The 22,757-nt window shown below is 44.7% G+C and carries 23 protein-coding genes; 15 read left to right on the plus strand and 8 right to left on the minus strand.

Going from position 1 to position 22,757, the window contains the following annotated elements:
• Nucleotides 1-73 precede the first annotated feature (73 nt).
• On the plus strand, nt 74-2,302 hold the full coding sequence (locus NST94_RS05515) for a Tex family protein (RefSeq protein WP_076129532.1): 2,229 nt from the start codon (nt 74-76) through the stop codon (nt 2,300-2,302).
• Between the two features lie 184 nt (nt 2,303-2,486).
• Entirely contained in the window at nt 2,487-2,828 is a 342-nt protein-coding gene (locus NST94_RS05520) for a hypothetical protein (RefSeq protein ID WP_339281763.1), read from the plus strand.
• Nucleotides 2,829-2,873: 45 nt separating this feature from the next.
• On the opposite strand, the gene NST94_RS05525 is transcribed toward NST94_RS05520, so the two are convergent.
• Nucleotides 2,874-3,929, minus strand: a complete 1,056-nt coding sequence (locus NST94_RS05525) for a GIY-YIG nuclease family protein (RefSeq protein ID WP_339281764.1) — start codon at nt 3,927-3,929, stop codon at nt 2,874-2,876.
• Between the two features lie 169 nt (nt 3,930-4,098).
• Between NST94_RS05525 and NST94_RS05530 the strand changes: the two genes are divergently transcribed.
• Complete coding sequence (locus tag NST94_RS05530; protein WP_076129529.1) at nt 4,099-4,893, plus strand: hypothetical protein; 795 nt, start codon at nt 4,099-4,101, stop codon at nt 4,891-4,893.
• Between the two features lie 1,562 nt (nt 4,894-6,455).
• On the opposite strand, the gene NST94_RS05535 is transcribed toward NST94_RS05530, so the two are convergent.
• Both NST94_RS05535 and NST94_RS05540 read right to left on the minus strand, forming a co-directional pair.
• Complete coding sequence (locus tag NST94_RS05535; RefSeq protein ID WP_339281765.1) at nt 6,456-7,427, minus strand: S-layer homology domain-containing protein; 972 nt, start codon at nt 7,425-7,427, stop codon at nt 6,456-6,458.
• A gap of 85 nt (nt 7,428-7,512) precedes the next feature.
• On the minus strand, nt 7,513-8,304 hold the full coding sequence (locus NST94_RS05540) for an SDR family NAD(P)-dependent oxidoreductase (RefSeq protein WP_076280197.1): 792 nt from the start codon (nt 8,302-8,304) through the stop codon (nt 7,513-7,515).
• Nucleotides 8,305-8,491: 187 nt separating this feature from the next.
• Here NST94_RS05540 and NST94_RS05545 point away from each other — a divergent pair, with 187 nt between their 5' ends.
• The 4 genes from NST94_RS05545 (at nt 8,492) to NST94_RS05560 (ending at nt 12,398) form a co-directional block, all read left to right on the plus strand.
• Nucleotides 8,492-10,471 carry a TetM/TetW/TetO/TetS family tetracycline resistance ribosomal protection protein gene (locus NST94_RS05545; RefSeq protein WP_076303356.1) on the plus strand — a complete coding sequence of 660 codons (1,980 nt, stop codon included), beginning with the start codon at nt 8,492-8,494 and terminating at the stop codon, nt 10,469-10,471.
• 61 nt (nt 10,472-10,532) lie between these two features.
• Entirely contained in the window at nt 10,533-11,021 is a 489-nt protein-coding gene (locus tag NST94_RS05550) for a hypothetical protein (protein WP_036686793.1), read from the plus strand.
• A 61-nt stretch (nt 11,022-11,082) separates the two neighbouring features.
• A complete protein-coding gene (locus NST94_RS05555) occupies nt 11,083-11,610 on the plus strand; it encodes a GNAT family N-acetyltransferase (RefSeq protein WP_076303354.1) in 528 nt (175 codons plus the stop codon).
• Nucleotides 11,611-11,918: 308 nt separating this feature from the next.
• Nucleotides 11,919-12,398: a hypothetical protein gene (locus tag NST94_RS05560; protein ID WP_076303353.1), complete on the plus strand. Its 480-nt coding sequence runs from the start codon at nt 11,919-11,921 to the stop codon at nt 12,396-12,398.
• 141 nt (nt 12,399-12,539) lie between these two features.
• Here the strand turns inward: NST94_RS05560 and NST94_RS05565 are convergent, their stop codons facing one another.
• On the minus strand, nt 12,540-13,103 hold the full coding sequence (locus NST94_RS05565; RefSeq protein WP_076280200.1) for a CGNR zinc finger domain-containing protein: 564 nt from the start codon (nt 13,101-13,103) through the stop codon (nt 12,540-12,542).
• A gap of 220 nt (nt 13,104-13,323) precedes the next feature.
• Here NST94_RS05565 and NST94_RS05570 point away from each other — a divergent pair, with 220 nt between their 5' ends.
• The 7 genes from NST94_RS05570 to NST94_RS05600 all read left to right on the plus strand — a co-directional run bounded on the left by NST94_RS05570 (nt 13,324) and on the right by NST94_RS05600 (nt 20,302).
• Nucleotides 13,324-13,818, plus strand: a complete 495-nt coding sequence (locus NST94_RS05570; protein ID WP_076303352.1) for a DinB family protein — start codon at nt 13,324-13,326, stop codon at nt 13,816-13,818.
• Between the two features lie 301 nt (nt 13,819-14,119).
• Nucleotides 14,120-15,880 carry a sensor histidine kinase gene (locus NST94_RS05575; RefSeq protein ID WP_038569068.1) on the plus strand — a complete coding sequence of 587 codons (1,761 nt, stop codon included), beginning with the start codon at nt 14,120-14,122 and terminating at the stop codon, nt 15,878-15,880.
• A complete protein-coding gene (locus NST94_RS05580; RefSeq protein WP_038569070.1) occupies nt 15,877-16,665 on the plus strand; it encodes a response regulator in 789 nt (262 codons plus the stop codon). The genes NST94_RS05575 and NST94_RS05580 overlap by 4 nt, the downstream gene beginning before the upstream one ends.
• A 111-nt stretch (nt 16,666-16,776) precedes the next feature.
• Complete coding sequence (locus NST94_RS05585; protein WP_038569072.1) at nt 16,777-18,099, plus strand: extracellular solute-binding protein; 1,323 nt, start codon at nt 16,777-16,779, stop codon at nt 18,097-18,099.
• A gap of 101 nt (nt 18,100-18,200) precedes the next feature.
• On the plus strand, nt 18,201-19,082 hold the full coding sequence (locus tag NST94_RS05590; protein ID WP_036686803.1) for a sugar ABC transporter permease: 882 nt from the start codon (nt 18,201-18,203) through the stop codon (nt 19,080-19,082).
• 13 nt (nt 19,083-19,095) lie between these two features.
• Nucleotides 19,096-19,986: a carbohydrate ABC transporter permease gene (locus tag NST94_RS05595; protein WP_076129520.1), complete on the plus strand. Its 891-nt coding sequence runs from the start codon at nt 19,096-19,098 to the stop codon at nt 19,984-19,986.
• A 121-nt stretch (nt 19,987-20,107) separates the two neighbouring features.
• Nucleotides 20,108-20,302: a hypothetical protein gene (locus NST94_RS05600; RefSeq protein WP_036686806.1), complete on the plus strand. Its 195-nt coding sequence runs from the start codon at nt 20,108-20,110 to the stop codon at nt 20,300-20,302.
• A 26-nt stretch (nt 20,303-20,328) separates the two neighbouring features.
• Here NST94_RS05600 and NST94_RS05605 read toward each other — a convergent pair whose 3' ends face one another.
• From NST94_RS05605 to NST94_RS05615, 3 genes are all read right to left on the minus strand, one after another.
• Nucleotides 20,329-20,814, minus strand: coding sequence for a hypothetical protein (locus NST94_RS05605; RefSeq protein WP_076280204.1), 486 nt, complete (start codon nt 20,812-20,814; stop codon nt 20,329-20,331).
• Between the two features lie 96 nt (nt 20,815-20,910).
• Entirely contained in the window at nt 20,911-21,042 is a 132-nt protein-coding gene (gene cmpA / locus NST94_RS05610) for a cortex morphogenetic protein CmpA (protein ID WP_094903512.1), read from the minus strand.
• A gap of 64 nt (nt 21,043-21,106) precedes the next feature.
• Nucleotides 21,107-21,469 (minus strand): hypothetical protein, encoded by a 363-nt coding sequence (locus tag NST94_RS05615; RefSeq protein WP_036686808.1) that lies wholly within the window; start codon nt 21,467-21,469, stop codon nt 21,107-21,109.
• Nucleotides 21,470-21,589: 120 nt separating this feature from the next.
• On the opposite strand from NST94_RS05615, the gene NST94_RS05620 reads away from it, so the two are divergent.
• A complete protein-coding gene (locus NST94_RS05620) occupies nt 21,590-22,051 on the plus strand; it encodes a SprT family protein (protein ID WP_081383508.1) in 462 nt (153 codons plus the stop codon).
• On the opposite strand, the gene NST94_RS05625 is transcribed toward NST94_RS05620, so the two are convergent.
• Nucleotides 22,041-22,679 carry a pentapeptide repeat-containing protein gene (locus tag NST94_RS05625; RefSeq protein ID WP_280752564.1) on the minus strand — a complete coding sequence of 213 codons (639 nt, stop codon included), beginning with the start codon at nt 22,677-22,679 and terminating at the stop codon, nt 22,041-22,043. The two genes, NST94_RS05620 and NST94_RS05625, sit on opposite strands and share 11 nt — an antisense overlap.
• Between the last annotated feature and the right edge of the window lie 78 nt (nt 22,680-22,757).

The raw sequence follows: 22,757 nt of genomic DNA on the forward strand, positions 1-22,757 counted from the left end.
GAATCTGTGATACTATTTTAATTATGAGATCAAGATATGTATAAGCAGATTGTGTACGGGAAGAGGGATACTAATGGCGGTAGATAACAGCAATACGGAAGTCATTACGGATGAGGCAAACGCACAGCGGGAGCAGGAATTGATAACCGTAGCGATTGCCAAGGAATTGAACATTAGTCTGAAACAGGTACGCACTACGGTAGGACTGCTGGATGAGGGAAATACCATTCCGTTCATCGCCAGATATCGGAAGGAAATGACGGGTGAGCTGGACGAAAATGCGCTTCGTGATATTGAAGAACGGCTGGGTTATCTTCGCAATCTAGGCGAACGTAAAAAAGACGTTATACGCAATATTGAAGAGCAGGGCAAGCTGACCAAAGAGCTTCATGAGCAAATTATCAATGCGGTCAAGCTTCAGGAAGTAGAGGACTTGTATCGTCCCTTCAAGCAAAAGCGTAAGACGCGGGCTAGTGTTGCGAAGGAAAAAGGACTTGAGCCGCTTGCTAACTGGATCTTGGAGCAGCAAAGACAAGGGGATCCACAGACTGAAGCATCGAAATATATTGATGTGGAAAAGGGAGTAGAGAGCGCAGACCAAGCGCTGCAAGGCGCACTGGATATCATTGCCGAGAACATAGCAGATGATCCTGCGATCCGCTCTTGGGTTCGCCAGTATACAGCAAGTCAAGGTATTCTTGTGTCTGAAGCAAAGGATGCAGAACAAGAATCTGTATACGAAAATTACTATAGTTACCGTGAACCTGTACACAAAATGCCACCTCACCGCATCCTAGCAATTAACCGTGGTGAGCGTGAAAATATATTAAAGGTAGGCATTGAGGTCGTCACTGATAAAATTCATGCCTATATCGCACGGAAGATCATTAAAGGGCCATCCCCGGTGAAGGAACTGCTGGAAGCAGTGACTGAGGATGCCTACAAACGTTTGATTGCTCCTTCTGTAGAGCGTGAAGTTCGTGGAGAGATGACCGAACGTGGGGAGAACCAGGCGATTTCGATCTTCTCTGGCAATCTACGTAGCCTGCTGCTGCAACCGCCAGTAAAGGGACGTTGTGTGCTGGGTGTTGACCCTGCATACCGTACTGGCTGTAAGCTGGCTGTTGTAGACGATACAGGTAAGCTGCTAGAGGTAGCTGTGACCTATCCGACGCCGCCGAACAACAAGAAGCTCGAAGCTGCTGCTAAGTTCAAAGAGTTGATTGCTAAGTACGGCATTCAGCTCATCGTAATCGGCAATGGTACAGGCTCGCGTGAAACGGAGCAGTTTACAGCAGAAGTGATTGCCGAGATTGGCAATCCAGAGCTGGCGTACCTGATCGTTAATGAAGCGGGAGCGAGTGTCTATTCGGCTTCCAAGCTGGCGCAGGAGGAATTCCCGGATCTGGATGTAGCGGAGCGCAGCGCGGCTTCTATCGCCCGTCGTGTGCAAGACCCGCTGGCGGAGCTGGTGAAAATCGATCCGAAAGCTATTGGTGTGGGACAGTACCAGCATGACGTCTCCCAAAAGCATCTGGAGGAGAGTCTTAAAGCCGTCGTGGAATCAGCGGTAAACCATGTTGGCGTGGATGTGAACACGGCATCTCCTGCCTTGCTCTCTTATGTAGCAGGGGTTAATGGAACAATTGCTAAGAATATCGTTAAATTCCGGGAAGAGAACGGCAAGTTCACGACTCGGAAGCAGCTGCAAAAGGTACCTCGTCTAGGTGCCAAGTCCTATGAGCAATGTATCGGCTTTCTCCGGATTCCGGGTGGAGACAACACCTTGGACCGCACGCCTATTCACCCCGAGTCCTATCCGGTGGTGGATCGTTTGTTCCGTGAGCTAAGCCTCGATGTGAATAAGCTTGGCAGCAAAGAAGTGGCCTCACAGCTTGAGGTGCAAAATGCCGAGGAGCTGGCTGTGAAGCTGGATGTCGGCGTGCCTACGCTGCGCGACATCCTGGAGAGCTTGCAGCGTCCGGGCCGCGATCCGCGCGAGGAGCTGCCGTTGCCGATCTTCCGCACCGATGTGCTGAAGATCGAGGACCTGGTTCCTGGCATGGAAATGCAGGGAACCGTCCGCAACGTTATCGATTTCGGCGCATTCGTCGATATCGGCATCAAAAACGATGGGCTGGTGCATATTTCCCAGCTCAGCGGCAGCTTTGTGAAGCACCCGATGGACGTTGTCTCCGTAGGAGACAATGTTACCGTCTGGGTGATGGGGGTTGACCTGAAGAAGGGCCGGGTCAGCTTGACGATGCGTCCGCCGCGTGTTGAGGCGGGAAGCGTAAAGTAGACAGATCGCAGTGATCCTCAAAGAACGACAACAAGAAGCCAGTCTCCATTATTGGGGACTGGCTTCTTGTTGATTATTTTCAGCTGGAACCCTTTTTGTCATTATAGAAGTGAAGGACGTGCACTCTTTGGGTAAGTTTAGAGTAACAGTTGAACTAATGGCTTATTATTAGGAGGAGATAGATGTGGGAAATCCATTGAAAGAATTAAAAAATAGTGTGAATGGCCTGAAGCAATCCCTTGACGGAGTTAAGCAATCAGTAGAGGGGTTGAAAGAACCTATAGATGAGATGAAGGGAAACATTCAGATCACGTTGGAGCAGGCGAAGGACAGATCTGGGGGATTCAAATCGGAGATCAATCGTATGAAGGAATGTGTGGAGGAAACTAAGCTGGTTGTTAATGAGGCGAAGGAAACGGTAATGGAGGCGGGTGAGGTGCTTTACACTCAGAAACGCTATAAAAGATTGTTGAAGAAGCAAAACCGAAAAATGCAGCCTGCAAAGGCAGGCCGCCGTTTACTATAATCAGCCGGAAGTCCAAACATTTACCGCAGTTACAACCCGTACCTTTTAATTATAGGAATGAGAGGGAAGCGCATTTAAAAAAATCTGCAACAGCTCATTTACCGAAGCCTCCATATTGGAACGTTGCTCAGCTGCAAGCCAATCCTCTTGAATGATGATATAGCTGCAGGAGCTGCTTTTTAAATAGCTGTATATTATTTGTGCTTCGTCAATTTCATGGCGGCCGATCGCTGCCGGGGTCTGATTGGGTTCACTGTGAAAAGTGGTCATAATCACTGACTTTATTGCCGCTTGCAGGTGGGTGATATCCGGTTGATCATATTGTAGCTTGGTATGGGACAGGATACGGTTGCCCTTGAGCAGAATGAGTTTAAGCGTCTGTTCATTCATGGCCTCAAGAACAGCAATACTCTGATTCTCTTGAGCGAATTCGATGACCTTCTCTTTGTGAATCAGGAAGCTAACAGCTCCAATATAATCCCTGTATTTGGCGGCGGTTTCGAAGTCATAGTGCTCCGCGGCCACTGCCATCCGTTGCTCCATTTCCTCGAGGATGCTGGAATCTGAGCCGTTTAGTAAGCCAATGACCCGATCAATAATTTTATTATATTGAACAGCGGCATCTCCGCCTGCACACATCCCAATGCATAGGCCAAGCGAATGGTTTAGGCATAGGGAATTTTTAAAGCTAGGGTTGCTGCAAAGGATTTTTGAGCTTTCTTTAATGCCTTGTACTGCCCGTTCAACCGTGCTTCTGCTTGTATAGGGACCCAAAACCTGAGTGCCTTCTTTGACCGCAGGATCATACGTAATCTCTAACGAACGTATTTTTTCATTCGCTCCTATTACGATATAGGTATAAGCCTGCGGATTTTTCATTTTTTTATTGTACATGGGTTTGATCTCTTTAATTAATTTGCATTCCAGCATAAAGGCTTCGAATTCGGTATCCGTAAGGATGATTTCTAGATCTTTAATATTTCTTACAAGCTGCTTAACCTTTGGGGAATGAGATTTTGAGTTTTGAAAATAAGATTGGACTCTCCGTTTTAACTGTTTTGCCTTGCCAACATATATAATATGACCGAGATTATCCTTCATGAGATAAACGCCGGGAGTTAGGGGAAGGCTTTTAAGTTTTTCTGTTAAATGAATGGTAACCCCGCCCTCTCATAAGAGTTGTATGATTGATAGTTTTAGTATAAGCTTGCAACCTTCATTTGTTCAAATCAGTCTAAAGAGTGAAGGATCGAAGCTAAGGAGGGATATTATGTACTTCGCAAAAAAAATCGGTGGGCTGGCGCTGATAGCAGCAATGTTATGGCTTACAGCATGTAGCGGAACGCCAGAAGCAGGGACGGAGCCGAAGCAGACGCCAGAGCATTCACAAGAGCAGACGCCAGTGCAGACGCAAAAGCCGATACCCGAGCAGGCACCAGAGCAGACACAAAAGCAGACGCCAGAGCAGACATCAACTGCACAGTCAGCGGCTACTACGGAATCACCACAGGAGACTGAGACATCAAGTACGGGGCAGCCGCAGGATCTAGAGGGATTACCGCCATCAGTTGAGGAAGCAGCGACGACGGTTATAAGGTCAATTAAAAACAAGGATATGAAGCAATTAGCGGCATGGGTACATCGGGATAAAGGGCTACGTTTCTCTCCATATGCATACGTGGATACAAAAAATGATCTTGTATTCACCCGGGAGGAAGTAGAAGGATTAATGAATGACTCTACCAAAAGAGTCTGGCGAACATTTGCTGGCTCCGGTGATTTAATCGAGCTGACATTCGCAGATTACTACAAGCGGTTTGTTTATGATGCGGACTTCATTCAGAAGGCCGAAATTGCTGTGAACAAGGGGCTTGGGCAAGGGACGACGATCAATAACTTAAACGAAGTGTATCCTAAGGAGCAATATGATTTCGTTGAATATCATATTGCTGGCATCGATCCTTCTGTCGAGGGAATGGATTGGCGCAGCCTGCGTCTAGTCTTCGAAAAGATCGGAGAAGACCATGCATTAGTCGGCATTATTCATGATCAATGGACGCCTTAGCTTACGGACCCAGATGATGCTATTATGGACGCCTTAGCTTACGGACCCAGATGATACTATTATGGACGCCTTAGCTTACGGACTCAGATGGCGCTATTATGGACGCTGTTTGCCTGCTTCAACTTATTATTCACGTCCGTTGGTATACGCTGATCCTTACGGACCCAAATGACGTTATTCGCGTGTTTTTAGCGATTAGAGCACAGTTTCGGACTCCAGTGCAGCTATTCATTACAAAAAGGCACATTTATGGTGCTTTTTGTGCCAATAGCGACGATGGAGTCCTTTAGTAGTCCAAATGTGCGATTATACTGCGAATAAGGTCATCTGGGTCCGATAGCTACTGCAACCCCATCCGCTGCAAATCCATCTGTTGCACACCTAACTGCTGCACACCTAGTTGCTGCACACCTAACTGCTGCACACCTAGTTACTGAACACCTAGTTACTGCATACCTAACTGCTACACACCCATCTGCTACGTTCGCATACCGCAAACATTGGAGCATCGCTGACCTGTATTTTGTTTTTGGCTACCTGCTTTAGCGGATTTTCATATCCATTGATATACGCTGAGCCTAACGGACCCAGATGACGCTATTCGCGTGTTTTTAGCGATTAGGGCATAGTTTCGGACTCCAGTGCAGCTATTCATTAGAAAAAGGCATATCTATGGTGCTTTTTGTGCCAATAGCGACGGTGGAGTCCGATAGTATCGTGAAATTGGCATTTTTCTGCGAATAAGGTCATCTGGGTCCGATAGAAGCTACGTCCGTGCAAATATGATCTAATCGCTCGAAGTTTGATGTTCATCCCGTCAAGTAGCCTCTTGCACACAAAAATGATCTAATCCCTGGAAGTTTGATGTTCATCCCCGTCAAGTAGCTTCATGCACACAAAAATGATCTAATCGCTCGAAGTTTGATGTTCATCCCCATCAAGTAGCTTCATGCACACAAATATGATCTAATCTCGCGAAGTTTGATGTTCATCCCCGTCAAGTAGCTTTATGCACACAAAAATGATCTAATCGCTCGAAGTCTGATGTTCATCACTGCTAAGTAATCAGCATTTCTGAGCCTGAGTTAGCTTGCGAACCCAGCGACGTTATTTGCAAATTTATTGCGATTGGAGCACAGTTCGGGCCCAGTGCAGCTAGTCGTTAGAAATAGGCCCATATTGGATACTTTTTAAGACAATAGCAACTATGTAGTCCGATAGCGGCTGCATCCGTTACCTAATGAATCAGAGTTTGGAGTTGGGATAAAGGGGGAAGGAACAACAAACAAGGGATGCTTCAGTAGCCATATGATGGCTTTTGAGGCATCCCTTATTTGTTTATAAAAATGAACTTAGATACCTGAGGAAAGGGAAGAGAGGCGAAGAGGAACTTTGGGACTGTAGGAGCGATAGCAACCGCTGCTAAGATTTCCATGGGAAAGCCATCTTCGTAAGCATAAGCTTCTCCGTATCTCAGCCGTCATAAACGGTAGCTGGAAATCCAAATATTCACCGCAGCTGCGACTGACCCTTAACTCTAAAACCCTCAAGTTCAATTTATATTATTGTGCCGCGCTAGACGAATAAGAGGCGGAGCCAGTTACAGGTTGAGCGATAGCTTTGTATCCATCTGGCAGATAAGTGGCAACAGATGCTTTTGTGATCACCTGCGCGTACATTTTCCCTGGTTCAGGAGCAGTCACGTTAAAGTAAATCACAGCTGTATTGTCTTTACCAAATTCGATTCGCTCAATCACCAGCCCATACCCGGGGTTAGGTAGATTATTAACGGTAAGGGTGGCTTTATTTACGCCTTCACCCGCTTTGGTCAACGTAACCTCTGTTTCGTAGGTTGGAGTAGTGGGACTGCCATTAGATACAATTACACGTTTAGCAAAAGCGGCTGCATCATAGATCAGAGCGGCTGCTTCAGAGCGGGTAATAGCATCATTCGGCCGGAAACTACCGTTCTTATCGAGTGTGGCAATATGTGTATTCAGCAGGATCTGGAGACTATTTATAACCTCTGTAGAGAGTTTATCGCCGTCCTTAATGTCTACATACATCAGCGTAACAGGGAAGTTACCTTTACTTTGCAACGCTTGCGTCAATAAGTGCGCGAACTGAGCACGGGTGATAGTTCCATTAGGATCCACTGTACGGTCGAGTGAAAGACCATTTTCCTTGGCAGTCAGGAAAGCCGAAGCATACCAGGCCTTGTCGTTCACTTTATCAAAATAATCACTGGCTTTGGAAGAACTACTACCTGCCGCTGGTTGCGGAGTCAGATTCAGACCCCCAACGATGAATTGTATCCCTTGCGCAAAGCTTACTTTAGATTTAGGAGCAAACTTATCTTTGTCAACTCCGTTTATAATCCTCTCTTTATGCAAAGAGTTGATTTTTGCTTCCGCAGGATCACCTTTCAAATCTGAAAAAGCAAAAGCGGATGCCCCAAAAGACACACTCGCTGCCAAAATGCCGCAGGCTATAGTCATTTTTTTAGCGTTATTTATGAATAATGGTTTTTTCATTTGCGTCACCTCCATACTCTTAGATGGTAGATTAGACCAAAATGTTGCATAGAATTTAAAATATTATAACGATTCAAGTAAAATATTATCCACGCAGTAGCGATTCGGCACCATCTACATAAATTTCAGTTCCCGTCACATGAAAAGATTCATCCGATGCGAGAAATAATACCAGATTGGCAACCTGCTCAGGCTTACCCGGTGCATTTTCCAGCGGATGATTACCTTCCGGAAATTCCACAGGAATCTTCACTTCTTGAAGATCATCGCTTTTATACGTATTATCTCCAATTTGTGTATCGATTGATCCAGGACAGATGGCATTTACACGGATGCCGTATTGCGCCAGCTCTAGTGCAGCCATTTTCATAAAAGCAACTTGTCCTGCCTTGGAAGATGAGTAAGCGGAAGCGCCAATGTTCGAGAATACTCGGTTGCCGTTAATGGAGCTGGTGATAATGATGCTGCCGCCATTTTCTTTCATGTGGGGGATGGCGTATTTTACTGTGGAAAAGGTGCTGCGTAGGTTGGTATTCAGTGTCTGGTTCCAATCTTCGATTTCTAGTGTTTCGATGGGAGACCATGTACCATTAATGCCAGCATTGGCAAAAACAATATCAATCTTCTCGGCCGCCTCCCCAACCTTACGAATACTTTCTTCGACCAGACCTGGATTGGAGACATCGCATTCAATTACTGTTGCTGTACCGCCAATAGATTCAATCTCACGTTTAGTTTCATAGGAATCCTCGGGAGTGCGGTCAAGCATATATACCTTAGCTCCCTGTTGGGCAAACCGTATCGCTGTAGCTTTTCCAATACCGGAACCAGCACCTGTAACCACTGCAACTTTATCCTGTAAACGTTTATCTGTCATGATGAATTTCCTCCTCGGCGTTAAATTTCTTATATTAGTAATTACATACCCGGCATAGCTGAATCTAACCATTTGAACTGGAGGGTGGAACAACGTGGATGGATATATTACTATGGAACATAAGGATGTAAATAATATAAATTCACATAAATTTAGATAAATCTAGCTCATGATAGGGGAACTATAGATGATTCAGCAGCAGGGAGCAGAACGGATTAATGTGGGGATATTTGCCCATGTGGACGCCGGGAAGACAACAACAACGGAGCATATTTTGTATGAAAGCGGTCGCATTCGAGCGCTTGGCAGCGTAGATACGGGGACGGCATTGACGGATTCTATGGATGTGGAGCGGCAGCGGGGGATATCCGTACGGGCGGCATTGGCTTCTTTTGCTTGGAAAGGTGTGCAGATTAATCTGGTCGATACCCCGGGGCACGTCGATTTTCTGTCCGAAGTTGAGCGGTCTTTGCGGGTGATGGATTGTGCGGTGCTTGTTCTTTCAGCCGTGGAGGGTGTGCAGGCCCAAAGCGAGATGATCTGGAACGCGCTGCGCAAGCTGGGAATCCCCACACTTATTTTTGTGAACAAAATGGATCGTGTAGGTGCTGACCCTGAAGCTGTGCTGGCAGAGGCGCGAAATTATTTGTCTAGTGATATTATTCCGGTTCAGCAACCCATCGGCAAAGAGAAGGAGTACATAGGAGCAAGAGATTTATGGGAGAATGAAGCTGATGCTAACAAGCGAACAGAATTATTAGAGGCTTTAGCTGAACGGGACGAAGAGCTGTTGGAGAAGTATATGTCAGGTAGTCCGATTGATTTGGCTGAATGGAAAAAATATATGAAAACAGCCTCCTCATCAGGTCGCTTTTTTCCGATGGTTTATGGCGTCGCCGCCAAGGGGCTTGGGATTACTGCCTTGCTGGATGCGATGGTTGAGTATTTTCCGCGCGCTGGTGGGAATGTGGAGGGTCCGGTGTCAGGCATCGTATACAATATTCAACGTGATAAAAGTATGGGACGGATGGCGTTTGTCCGCCTTTATGAAGGGACGATCCGTAACCGCGATACGCTGTTGAATTATACGCAGGATATTCAGGGAAAAGTGACCCAGATCCGCAAGGTCGAAGGTGGTCGGACCGAGGATGTCGGAGCGCTTGAAGCGGGAGATATTGCTGTTATCTATGGTCTTTCCGGGGTGCGCATCGGAGATGTGCTCGGCCATCCGGGGGCCATTCCGGAGGAGGCGAAGCTGGCTGTACCGCTGCTAACGGTGCGTGTATTCTGGGAGCCAGATATGGATGACCATAAGGTTATCGGGGCGCTGCAGGAGCTGGCGGATGAAGATCCGCTTTTGGATGCACAGTGGCTGCAGGATGAGCGGGAGCTGCATATCAAAGTAATGGGACCGATTCAGCTGGAGATTCTGAACAGTGTTCTGGAGGAGCGATATGCGCTGAAGGTGACCTTCGGTCAGCCTTCTGTCATTTATAAAGAAACGCCAGCCCGTGCAGGGGAAGGTTTTATCGCTTACACGATGCCGAAACCGTGCTGGGCGATTTTGCGGTTTCAGATTGAGCCTGGACCTCCGGGCAGTGGTTTAGTCTACGATTCGAAAGTGCGGAGTTCCGATCTGCTGCCGCAATACCAGAGCGAAACCGCACGCCGTGTACCGGAAGCCTTGCAGCAGGGTTTGTATGGCTGGGAGGTTACCGACCTTAAAGTGACCTTGACCGAGGGACAGCATCATGTATGGCATACCCATCCGCTGGATTTTGCTGTGGCGACTCCGATGGGAATTATGGACGGACTCGCTCGGGTAGGCACTAAGCTTCTGGAGCCGATTCTGCAGGTTCGCATCGTGGTTCCTGAGGAGAATGGCGGACGGGTGATGAACGACCTCGTGCAGATGCGCGGCACGTTCGAGCCTCCCGTGCTGCAAGGCGAACGGATGATTATCGAAGGACGTCTGCCGCTGGCAACGTCGCTCGATTATCCTGTCAGCTTAAGCTCCTACACGAAGGGGCGCAGCACGTTTACTTCTTTTTTTGCCGGCTATGAAAAATGTCCACCAGACGTATCTGCTGAGCGCACCCGCCGGGGCGTGAATCCACTTGATCAGGCGAAATATATATTAAGTGTACGAAAGGCACTGCAAGGTTAAATTGAGGTAGAAGGACTATTGAGACTAATAGGCAGGGTGAAGACAAAGGAGCGTGTCAGCGATGTTAGTACTAAGATATACTCAGAAATTATTAAAAGATATGAAAGTAGCTCCAGTAGAAGTAGAAGACATCTCCTCCTTTTTTAGTTGGCATGTGAATATTATGCAGCTCAGAAAAAAACATATTTTATTTGTACATGATGCAAGCCGGTTATGTATATTATTGGATGGAATAAGAAGTGGTCAAGCTGATAAATTGGTTGAAAAGTTCAGAATAGAACTTAAGGAGTATTTATTGCAGGAGGGTTTTAAGAAGCAGCTCATAAATCAGTATTTATTAGAGGCCGGAGAAATCACTATATCCCGTACAAATAATAAAAGTGTACTTGGAACAATGAATGAAATAACACTATACAATTCGGTAGCTCAAAGTGATTTCAGCAGCTTGCTTGAGAGGAATAAGTGGTTGAACACTATTATATATAAACCTATTGATTATAAAGAGCCCATTAATGTCTTTAGAGAATCCTTAAATAGTTACTATTCATAAGCAAGTACTGTCAATCTTGGACTAGCTGAAGCTTTTATCGGAAATCTGAGGGGGAAATAAATTGAAGATTAGAGAAGCAACAGCTAGTGATATAGACGGGATCGCTGTTGTCCACGCTGCGAGTTGGAAAACCACGTACAGAGGGCTAATTTCGGACGAGTTTCTCGATAAAATCACCGTGGAAGCAAGAAGAAAGCTCTGGATTCGGAATTTTGAAAACCCCAATAAAGACGAGGTTATGTATGTGGCTGAAGATGGGGCTGGGACGATTATTGGTTTTGCAAATGGAGGAGCGCGAAGAGGGTCAGATCTCTCAGATCTCTATGATGCGGAGCTATATGCACTCTATTTGCTTAAGGAACAGCAAGGAAGGGGTCTTGGAAGGCAACTCATAAGAAGCGTAGCACAGAATTTATTGGAGAAAAATTATAGCTCATTCATGACTTGGGTGGTAACAGGAAATCCCGCGATTCATTTCTACCACAAAGTGCGTGGGCAATCTGTTGCGACAAAAGAAGTGAAGATTGGGAATGAGATTGTTGAAGAGATCATGATCGGGTGGAGGGATATTGGGGTTGTTGGGGATTAAGAGCCAAGGAGAGCGATGTGCAGAAGCTTTTAACTGTATTTTGTACAACTATAATCCTGCAAATAACCCGCCAAAGGATATAACTGTATTTCGTACATCTATTTTTGTGATTTATTACTCTATGGGCACATTTTATAGTTTTTAAGTGTACAGAATACAATTAAAGTCCTGATGATCCCCTTTGGATGCGGAATAAGTGTATGAAATGCAGTTATTTTACGAGTTCATAAAGCTCCGTGCACAAAACTATCTAGAGAAGGCCAGGTTTTTTTCGCTAAAAAATAGGATGAGTTAAAGGTTGTGAGAAAGTGAGTGATAAACAAGCACGGCTATTACGTATGGAGCAACTGAAAAAAAGAGTGAAAATAGAAAACCCACTAGGTTCTCTTTACAGTGAGTGTATCGAAGCTTTAGGTCCCAACACAAGAATATATAGTTTAGAAAAGTCGTCCGAGATTGTATCTATGATGGAGAGTATAGTTAATTTCACACAGTGGGCGCGGATTGACTGGGAATCTATTGATCAAAAGAAATCCTTTAAGACGCCGGAAGAATTGAAAGACATAGAATCTATTTTATTGCGTGATAACTATTTTATTGTGTGGAATGAGATCAATCTTCCGGTAGTGGAAACTAATTTAAATAATATTATAAATAACTTCAATGATGTTATTGCTGTTGGATTTGATACATGGATTATAAATATGGATAAAGGAATTATCATTGAAAGCTATCACGAGGGGGATCTGACAGTGGGTTGGATCACGCCTCCCTCACTACCAGCTTAACCATAGGCTCTAATGGATGCATAGAGAGTGAAAAATGTACGTAATTCACACTGCGCTAATAACCTCAAGTTTATTCTTCCTACACGGAACAAGCTTACATTAAGTATAAGAGTTTTAATATAAACTATTAGCCTATAGACTCTATTCCCCCTCAGACTCAGCCTTCTTCCGCGCCCGGAAGCGCCGCACCTTCATAAGGTTGCCACAAGCTTTGTCATCGCAGTATCGCTTGGAACGGTTGCGTGTATCATCGTAATAGACCCAGAGGCAATCGGGATTCTCGCAGATGCGGAATCTGGTGGGTTCTTTTTCAAGCAATGCCTCGGCAAAAGACGCCGCAATCTCCGCCATCACCTGTTCCCAACCGCTATGGAGTGGCAACAGCTTTATTTCCGCTTGCTCGTCGCTTTTCCATACAATTCGCCGTGTAACAGGACCCTTGTCCAAATAGATATTGAGCTGTTCAAGCATTTCTCCATACACCGTGTTTCCTTGCACAATAGCCTGTACCCAGTTCCATAGTAGTGAGCGAAGCTTTTTAAGCTGCGCCATTTCTATCGTGTTCGGCATCTGTGTTTCTAAAAGAGAATACTCCTTCAGCCATTTAAAAACCCATTCTTCTTCATCGAGCCTGTCCCGATCTTTATTCTTATCTCCTGTTCGCCAATCCCGCCAGTAGCTGTTAATGAAATCCTCCCACAACACGGTCTGTTCATCCTTTCCGATTCAACGCTCATTACAAATCATTGTAACAGTTAAAAATAAGTTTAGCTAGTTACTTGAATACAATCTGGAAATATGCTACATTTCTTTTGTAACCACTATATTATGGTTTAAGTCGTTACATATTAGTTCGCTTTGAAGTAGTTCTTTTTGAAGCTACACCATGAAGTTTATGTTTACACAAATTTTTAGGAGGTTGAACATGCAAAATAAAATCAGTGAGGTCTTGCTCCAAAATTGGGATTATTGCATGGATATCGAGGATTGGGCTCCGCCGCTTAGCGATGCGCTGGAAGGTGTGGATAGCAAACAGGCTCTCTGGAAGCCAGAGGGTGGGGCGGCCAATTCTATCTGGGAAACGGTTAACCATCTAACTTATTATAAGGTGCGTTTGCTGCGAAAGCTAAAAGGGTTGCCCAAACAACCCGATGCTGAAAGCAACGATGATACCTTTACTGTAACAGCTGAAGGAGAAGAAGCATGGGCGAAAACCGTTGCAGACCTGAAGGACGTGCATGCTGCTCTTAGAGAAATCGTTGAAGCGTTGGAAGAAGGCGCGTATGATTGGGGCGGTTCGGGTCATGCGCCAGGGGAAGAGGTAATGAGCCTTATCCTACACGATTCTTACCATACTGGACAAATTATTATGCTGCGTAAATTGCAGGGTTCATGGGTGTCCAACCGTAGTTTTAATTAGAACCTCCACATTTAAAAATACAAGCCGTACACTGCTATTCCGGTATACCCGGGTCAGCGGAGGTACGGTTTTTTTGTGTGCAACTCTGGTAGGCACGAGTATATATTCTATATTGTTTTTTTTGGTTGATTTGGATAAATTAAAACGCGATATGGATATGGGCTCAGAAACTAATCACTGATATCATATAATCCAAAGGCTGAATTAACAAATAACTAGAGCTGCAGATGATTCCTGAAGATTTAAGGGTCATCTTTTTTGATGAGGAATCAAGTCTATCAGGCGGAAGGGAGTGTAAAGATTGACGAGGTTTGGACAGTTAAACACATTGCGTAATCAAATTTTCCTGGGTTTCATGTTTGTCATGGTGATCGTACTCGCCACGGTTGGTTTTTTTATGTACGGGCAAGTTTCGGTTCTATTACGCAATAGTGCGGAGAAGCACATTGAACAGACTGCAGTTCAGGCAACGGGCAAATTGGATGTACTGATCCGGCAGATTAATACGTTGACGGCGCAAGTGGCAACCAACGCCTCCATTCAGCGATTGCTCGCTCAAGAGGCTGAAGGAAAGCCGATCAGCTTCGCCGAACGTCAAACCATCCAGCAGGAAGTACGTAAATATGAGGCGTATGCGACAGGGATTCGTTCCATTGAGCTGTATGCAGGTGATTATCAGAAATTACTTTCGGTTGATGACGCCAGCCTGAACAATCGAGTATCCGAAGAATGGATCAGCCGGGTGGACGAGGGCAAAGGACGTCTCGTATGGTTTGGACTTGACCCGCGGAATTCGGATATCGTCATTGCGATTCGTAATATTAGGCTGATTGATCATTCATTCACGAAAGCTGGCTATATTATGGTTCAAATTGAGAAAAGTTACTTCCAGCTTACGGATGAGGTGGACAGCTCACAGGCGGAAACGCGTGAATTAATGAGATTATTTGATGAAGCGGGACGGCAAATTTCTTCCGATTTTTCCGTAAATGTCAATGCAAATAAGATACTGGATCATGGAGGAGAAAAGGTTGAGGTTGGCGGAGAAGACTACATTGTAATTCAGAAGCAGTCCAAGGCAACAGGTTGGAGGCTAGTAATCCTTACTCCAGTTGACTATACGACAGAGGGGATATCTGTCCTTCGTACAGCGATCATCGTATCCGGTGTTGTTGGCAGTTTATTGTTTCTCATCTTTACTTTTATTTTATCCACGATGATTACACGGCCCATACTGAATTTGATAAAAGTGATGCGCGGTTCACGATTTGGAACCTTGAAACCGATTTCAGTCACTTCTACAACTATGGAGATCAATGAGCTCAATAATACTTACAACCAGATGGTTCACTCTCTGAATGAACTAATTGAAGTCGTCTATCAGAAGGAGATCGTTCAGAGTCGCACAGAATTAAAGGCACTTCAGGCTCAGATCAATCCGCATTTTCTATTTAACACATTAGAAGCATTCTACTGGGCACTCGATGAAAAAGGTGAGGAGGAATTGGCTCAAATTGTGGTTGATATGTCTGGGCTTTTTCGTTATGTCATCAATCGAACTGATGATGATGAATGGGTGACTATCGGCGATGAGCTCGACCATGCCGAAAGATATTTGAAGATTATGGAGATGCGTATGCTCGACAGGTTATCCTGGCGGATTGAGTCAGATGAAGCTTGCCGAAGTGTCCCGCTACCGAAGCTGTTAATCCAGCCTCTTGTCGAAAATGCGATTCTTCATGGCGTAGAGCAAAGGGTTGGACCGGGGACAGTCATGCTAATTGTCAGACCTTCAAGTCGTCCGGGATATACATTGGTTACGGTAACTGACGATGGTCCAGGGATGGATGCAGCAAAGATATCGTCTATCTATCACACCATGGAGAAGGGGAGCATGAGGTCTTCCAAAGGGACTGGGATTGGTATTGCTAATATAGAGCGGAGACTGAAACTCAGTTACGTAGACAATACGGACGGGCTTGAAATACGAAGTGAAGAAGGTTATGGAACTAGCATCTCTTTTGAAATACCAAATGAACCTGGAGAGGGGAAAAACACGTGAAAACTATACTCATCGTAGATGATGAACCGAGAACAAGAGAAGGGGTTCGTAAAACATTAGAAGCTTGGTCATCCGGTCAATATCGCATCGAAACCGCAGCAAGCGGTGTTGAGGCACTGGCATGGCTGCAAAATAACGAAGTTAATCTACTTATTACCGATGTGCGCATGCCTGAGATTGGAGGGCTAGAATTAGTTGAAAAGCTGAACGAAATGCCTCATCCTCCAGTGGTTATTGTGATCTCCGGCCATCCTGAATTTGACTATGCACAGAAAGCCTTGCAGTTTGGTGTAGTTGAATATTTACTGAAGCCACTCGACAAAACGAAGCTGGTCCGAGCAGTGGAATTAGCATTGAAACGCAAGGATGATATTTATCGAATCGAACGAATGGAGAAGCTGATCGATCCCAAGCTTATGGAAACGGTACAGCAGGAGAAAGTGTATAGCACTCAAGTGCGTGAGGCACTCCAATACTTAGACGAACATCTTCACGAATCGATATCCATGCGTGATATAGCGGATCAATTACACATGAATGCCAGCTATTTCAGCGTCCTTTTCAAAGAGCAGACGGGACTGACTTACAGTGAATATGTAACGAGAAGGAGAGTACAACGAGCCAAAGAACTACTGGTGAGCACACGGTTGTCTATTGCTGAAATCGCGGAACAAGTAGGCTATCAAACAGCCAAATATTTTGTGAAGGTATTTCGTGCACTCGAAAATGTTAGTCCAGGGCAATACCGGCAGAACGTCATGACCACGGAGGAAAGAATCCAATAATAGTGGTATTAGTCCCAATCCTTATGACCTTACGACATCATGGGATCCAAGCTACAATCTAGTTAAGCGGTTACAAGGCCGCTAGACAACAATAGAAAAGGGGTTGTAAGCGTGCGCAATAAAAAATGGACAATATTGTTCTTAACGATGTGCCTCGTTCTTGTCACAGCTGGTTGTGGCCAAAAAGATAACAATGCAGGTGAATCTAAAGGTAGTGCAAATGGGGGAAGCGACAAAGTCACCGTTAACTTCATGCATTTATGGCCAGAAGGTGTTTCTGCCGGACAAAATAAAATTGTTAATCAAATCATTAAAGAATATCAAACAGAGCATCCCAATGTTGTAATCAAGCAAGAGGTTCTGGACAACGAGCAATACAAAAATAAGTTGAAGGTATTATCTGCTTCTAACGAATTGCCAGACGTTGGAGTAACTTGGGCCGCTGGCTTTTTGCAGCCTTACGTTGAAGGAAATCTGTTCGCACCTGTAGATGACTTGTTGAATGGTGAATTAAAAGACAAGTTCGTCGCAGGAACTACAGAGGCTTATGCTATTAACGATAAAACGTATGCGCTTCCACTTGAGTTTAACATCGCACCTATCTACTACAATAAAGCTATTTTTGAAAAGTATAATCTTGAGGTTCCACAAACCTACGATCAGTTTAAGCAAGTTGTAAAAACACTATCTGATGGGGGCATTGCACCGATTGCTCTCGGCAATAAGGATCGCTGGACAGGATCGCTTTGGTATATGTATCTGGCTGATCGGATCGCAGGCCAACAGGCACTTGCAGGTGCGATCAGTGGATCAGGCTCATTTATGGATGAAGGATTAGTAAAGGCGGCATCAGAGGTCCAATCACTTGTAGACAGCAATGCATTTGTTAAGGGATTCAACGGTTTATCAAATGAAGAGGCAAAATCAGAGTTCGTAAATGGCAAGGCGGCAATGTACATGATGGGATCATGGGATCTGCCAAACTTCACAACGAATGAAGAAATTCCACTGGAATTCCGTAATAGTGTTGGTTTCTTCAAATTCCCGACAGTGGAAGGCGGGAAGGGAGACATTAACAGCTGGGTAGGTGGACCAGGTGTAGGATTATTTGTTGCTGAGAATTCTGAGGTAAAAGAAGAAGCAAAATTATTCGTCGAGTATTTCGTATCCAAATGGGGAGAGCAATCCGTAACTGGAGCAGGCGTTATTCCAGCTACGAAGGTGGACACCGCCACACTGGATCTACCACAGCTCTACATCGATTTGTTTAACGAAATGAACAAAGCTAGCAGCATCACTTTATTCGCAGATGTTCAAATGCGTGCCAATGCAGCAGAAACGCATCTGAATATGATCCAGGCTCTTTTTGGCAAAGCGGTGACGCCAGAGAAGTATTCCGAGGAGCATGACGCGGCCATCTCCAAAGGCAACTAAAGCTTCGACAACTAGGCGAAGGGGACAATTAGCTTATCCGGCAGCGTGATGCCGGATAAGCCTTTCCTCAAACGGTTTATGAAGGAAAGGAGTCGGACACTTTGGATAAAGTGATGTCTAACAAAAAAATAATCGCGTTATATGTATTTCCCGCCTTGCTTCTAATTCTGGCTATTGTATATATTCCGATTGTTCTAACGGGTTATTATGGACTGAATAAATGGAATGGCATAGGTGCTCTGACTTTTATCGGATTTGATAACTATAAAGCTTTGCTAACAGACCAAACGTTCTGGAATAGTGCTTGGCATTCTCTGCAGTTAGCGTTGTTTTCTACCCTAAGTCTCATTATTTATTTGGCAATTGCTATGGTATTAGCCGCCCGGATCAAGGGAGCTAACTTGTTTCGCAAAATATATCTGATTCCGATGCTGCTATCGTCCGTTGCGATTGCGCAGCTTTGGCTAAGAATTTATCATCCGACGAACGGAATTGTGAACAGCTTATTAGTATCCATTGGTTTTGCTAATCCTCCTGCATGGCTTGCAGAGCCTACATTAGTTTTGTTTGCTTTATTTATTCCCATTCTGTGGCAATATGCTGGTTTCTATATTCTGATCTATTACGCAGCACTCAAGAATATCCCGACCTCTCTGGAAGAGGCAGCAAAGATTGACGGAGCCTCTGCCTTACAAATCGCTTGGAAAATAAAGCTTCCACTCGCAATGGAAGTCATTAAAGTTACGATTGTTCTGGCCGTTGTAGGTTCTCTGAAGTATTTTGACTTAATCTTTGTTATGACGGATGGAGGTCCTAATGGCTCTAGTGAAGTGATGGCGTCTTATATGTATCATCAGGCTTTTCGGGCTTATGATTTTGGCTACGGGAGCGCAATTGGTTTCTTCCTGCTCGTCATCTGTCTCGTCATTACTTGGGTCATTCGCAAATTAACTGCTACGAAAGATTCGATCCAATACTCATAACGAGGGGCGCTTCATGATGTCTGGAACTGCAGGAAGGCTAGAAATCGGGCCAAAGCCAGGCGGCGCAGGTGCGGAGATCACACGTAAATTAGGCTACTCATTGCTATATATCGTGTTGATTGCCGTTGCTGTTCTGCAATTGTTTCCGCTTGTATGGCTGCTGTTTTTCTCATTAAAAAATAATCAGGAAGTGTTCAACCTTCCTGCTCTATCGTTGCCGATGAATCCTCATTGGGAGAATTACGCGAAGGTCTGGAATGTAGGGAACATCAACGTGTATTTCTTCAACAGCGTATGGATTACCATCGTGGCTACGGTGTTAACGGTTATCTTCGGGAGCTTGGTTACGTATGCAGTTACCAGAATGAAATGGAAGGGAAGCTCGTTCGTACTGGGATTGTTTATGGTAGCGATGATGATTCCTGTTCACTCCACGCTTATTCCGTTATTTAGTATATTCAATAAGATTGGCTTAACGGATCACCCTTTGTCACTTATTTTGTCTTATGTCGCTTTTAACATGCCGATAACGATTATGATTTTGCTGGGCTTCTATTACGCACTGCCACGCGAAGTGGAAGAGGCTGCAGTAATTGATGGTTGTTCCGTGAACAGAATGTTTTTTAGAATTATACTTCCTATGACAAGCTCGGTGATCGCGACTACAGCCATTATTAATATGATCTATAACTGGAACGAATTTATTTTTGTAAACACATTTATTAGTTCTGATTCTTACAAGACGCTGACCGTGGGGGTGCAAAACTTCATTGGTCAATATACGACGGATTGGGGTGCGATCGGGGCAACGCTTATGATCAGTATTTTGCCTATTCTGATTACATTCCTGTTCCTCAGTAACCGTATCGTTGAGGGAATTGCGGCGGGTTCGGTTAAAGGGTAAGTAGAAAGAAGACCTGAATTTCTCAGCTCGAAAAGCTGAAGAGAATTCCGGTCTTTTTTTTAATCCAATCTAGAATTTTGATTCAATCTTGAAAGCCTCGGGTTAATGGAGGCTATCAAAGATGAACATTCGAAAGGAGAGATTGCTGATGGAACCGGGCTATAAGGATAGAAGTGTTGAAGTGGAGCATAGGGAGGTACAACGGAAATCGGATTCCAGCGTTGTCGCATCTACCTTTATTAAATATGCTGCTTACATTATTATATTTTTTGGTTTTCTGTTCTTTTTGGTTAAATATGTATTTCCTAAGTTTTAATAAGGATTGATTCTTAAGGCGGAGTCTTATTGTTTCTCTGCGATGATCTTTTTTATTACTGCTATAGTTTCTGGTGCAGCATTCTCCAGCATAAACTCAATTGCAGCGAACTGCCGCATAACGTACCTGTGCTCAAGCTTTTCTAAAGGGTTGAAAAAGCCTTCCGGATAATCGATAATCTCCAGATCCCGCTCCGTGACCTGTCCTATGTATTCAAAGGCGTATTCGAATGTACCTTCCGAAATATATAAATCGACGATTTCTTCAATTCGCTTGCGATCAATATGATCCACGACAGTTAGATAATTAGGTGCACTCCAGTAGGCCCCATTTAGACAAGCACCACTTTGGATGTAGTCTTGTCGGATCGCTTCGATGTTCTTGAAGGTGTAGAAATCCGATGCCCAGCGGGAGCGGTCAGGGAATGTGACTATGACATAGAGATTATAATTGTCCTCTTCCTCAGTCCCACTTTCCGGAGACAGCTGTATATGTCTTGTTCTACTGATCATAATTATAAGTCCCCTTTCTTAACAAAAACGGCTACCGTCTTTTTAAAAGACGGTAGCCGCTGCTTTAAATATGTCCTAGATCTTAATCATCCGAGGCTATAACTTCATCTCATTACTCGATTCCGCAGAATTACGATAAAAGAACCAGCACTCATTCAGCAGCTTGATCTGACGGCGGTCTTTTTTGTAATAAGCTTTCATTAGCTGATGGCAGAGCCACTGTGGCAAGCGAATCCCTCCTCTAACAACTTACGTAAGTTAGAATATGGAGAAATAAGCCTAAAGGTGCGGATTACAGTAGGCTTTCTGCTTCCTCTTCGTACCACTGCTCCAATTGAGCCTGTAGTGCTCGTATCTCAGTAAGCAGGGAGATCAGTGGGTAGTTCTTCTGCTCTTGAACAGAGGCGAAGGCTTGTTCCAATCTATTGATATAATCCAGACCGGACTCCAGGGAGTAATCCTCACGTAACAGATCCAGGGAATCGCACTCGGCGATGGCTAAGGGCAGATCCGGAACATTATCGGCTGTCAGCTTGTCGATTTCTTTGTTCAGGCGTAAATTGAGCGCACTTAGTTGGTACGCATATTCCTCAGGCATTTCCACGAATTGTAATTCTTGATTTTGCTGCAAAATTACATACCGCATTTTCGGCATTGTTCATTCTCCCTCCGTACTTGTCTTCCTTCTTGACAGTTTAGCCTATGCACAAGTTACAATTCAAGTAGAGATCTTATTTCCCGTGGAAAGGACTTGTGATAGAACGCTATGGAAACTATGAGCAACGAAGAGCTGCAGCTGTGGATTGAGCAGGTATCACGGGACAGCTTTGGCGTGCCGTTTAGGCATAAGGCGAGCTTTAACAGCCGGTTGTCCTCAACGGGTGGCCGATATTTTACCAAAAGCCATAATATAGAGATTAATCCCCATCAGCTTGCCATGTTTGGCAGAGAAGAGACGGAGCGGATTATAAAGCATGAGCTCTGCCATTATCATTTGCATTTGGCTAAGCGAGGGTATATGCATCGTGACGCTGATTTCAAAAGCCTGCTGGCGCAAGTCGGCGGAAGCCGCTACTGTCAGACACTGCCGGGTGCAAAAGCTCGGAAGCCGCTGCCCTATCGATATAAGCTTGTATGCAGTGCCTGTGCCATGGAGTATCCGCGTAAGCGAAAAGTAGACCCTAAGCGTTATCGCTGTGGTAAATGTTCGGGCAAGTTGAAGTTATTTATTTTATAACCAAACCTAATAATCCGACAAAAGAAACAGCTTGCTGAGGCGAAATGACGCATCCTTCTAAATCTTTGATATCCACGATCAAGCCACTGAACTCGCAGTCACTAAGGTCGATCCCATTAAGCTTTGATCCTGACAATGTGGCTTGATCCATATTACACTCGCTGAAGCTGATTTTTTGGAAATTTGACTGATAGTAGTCGGAACTCATTAATGAACTGCTCTCAAAAGCAACCTGCTTCAGATTAGCGAACCGAAACGTAGCAAAATCCCCGATACAATCTACTACACGAACATTCTGGAATCTGCCTCTTGTAAAGTCTGTGCCAATGAGCTTGCAGTTTCTAAATTCAGTTCGATGAATAATGCCATTCGTAAAATCCACATTAGATAGATCACAGCGATCAAATATCACGTCCATAAGCTCGATCCCAGTTAGGGAGCACTCCGTAATCGTTACATTTTTAAAAATCACGCGATCAAAGCTGACCTTATTAGCCTCTTGATTATCAATAACCGTATCGCTGATGCTGCAACAGCTGAATTCGTCCTTGGTTTGCAGCGAATATATTTGCTCAGGAAGAAGAGAGTCTGGATCTGCTATTTTTGGCGAATCAATTTTGAAATTCATATGTACCTCCGTTTGTTTACTCCTTGCGGGTAGCTAAAACTAACTATCATCGCGTTAAACCGATTTGTCAATCTTCAT

Source organism: Paenibacillus sp. FSL H8-0282 (assembly GCF_037963825.1).
Classification (GTDB): Bacteria; Bacillota; Bacilli; order Paenibacillales; family Paenibacillaceae; genus Paenibacillus_AQ; species Paenibacillus_AQ odorifer.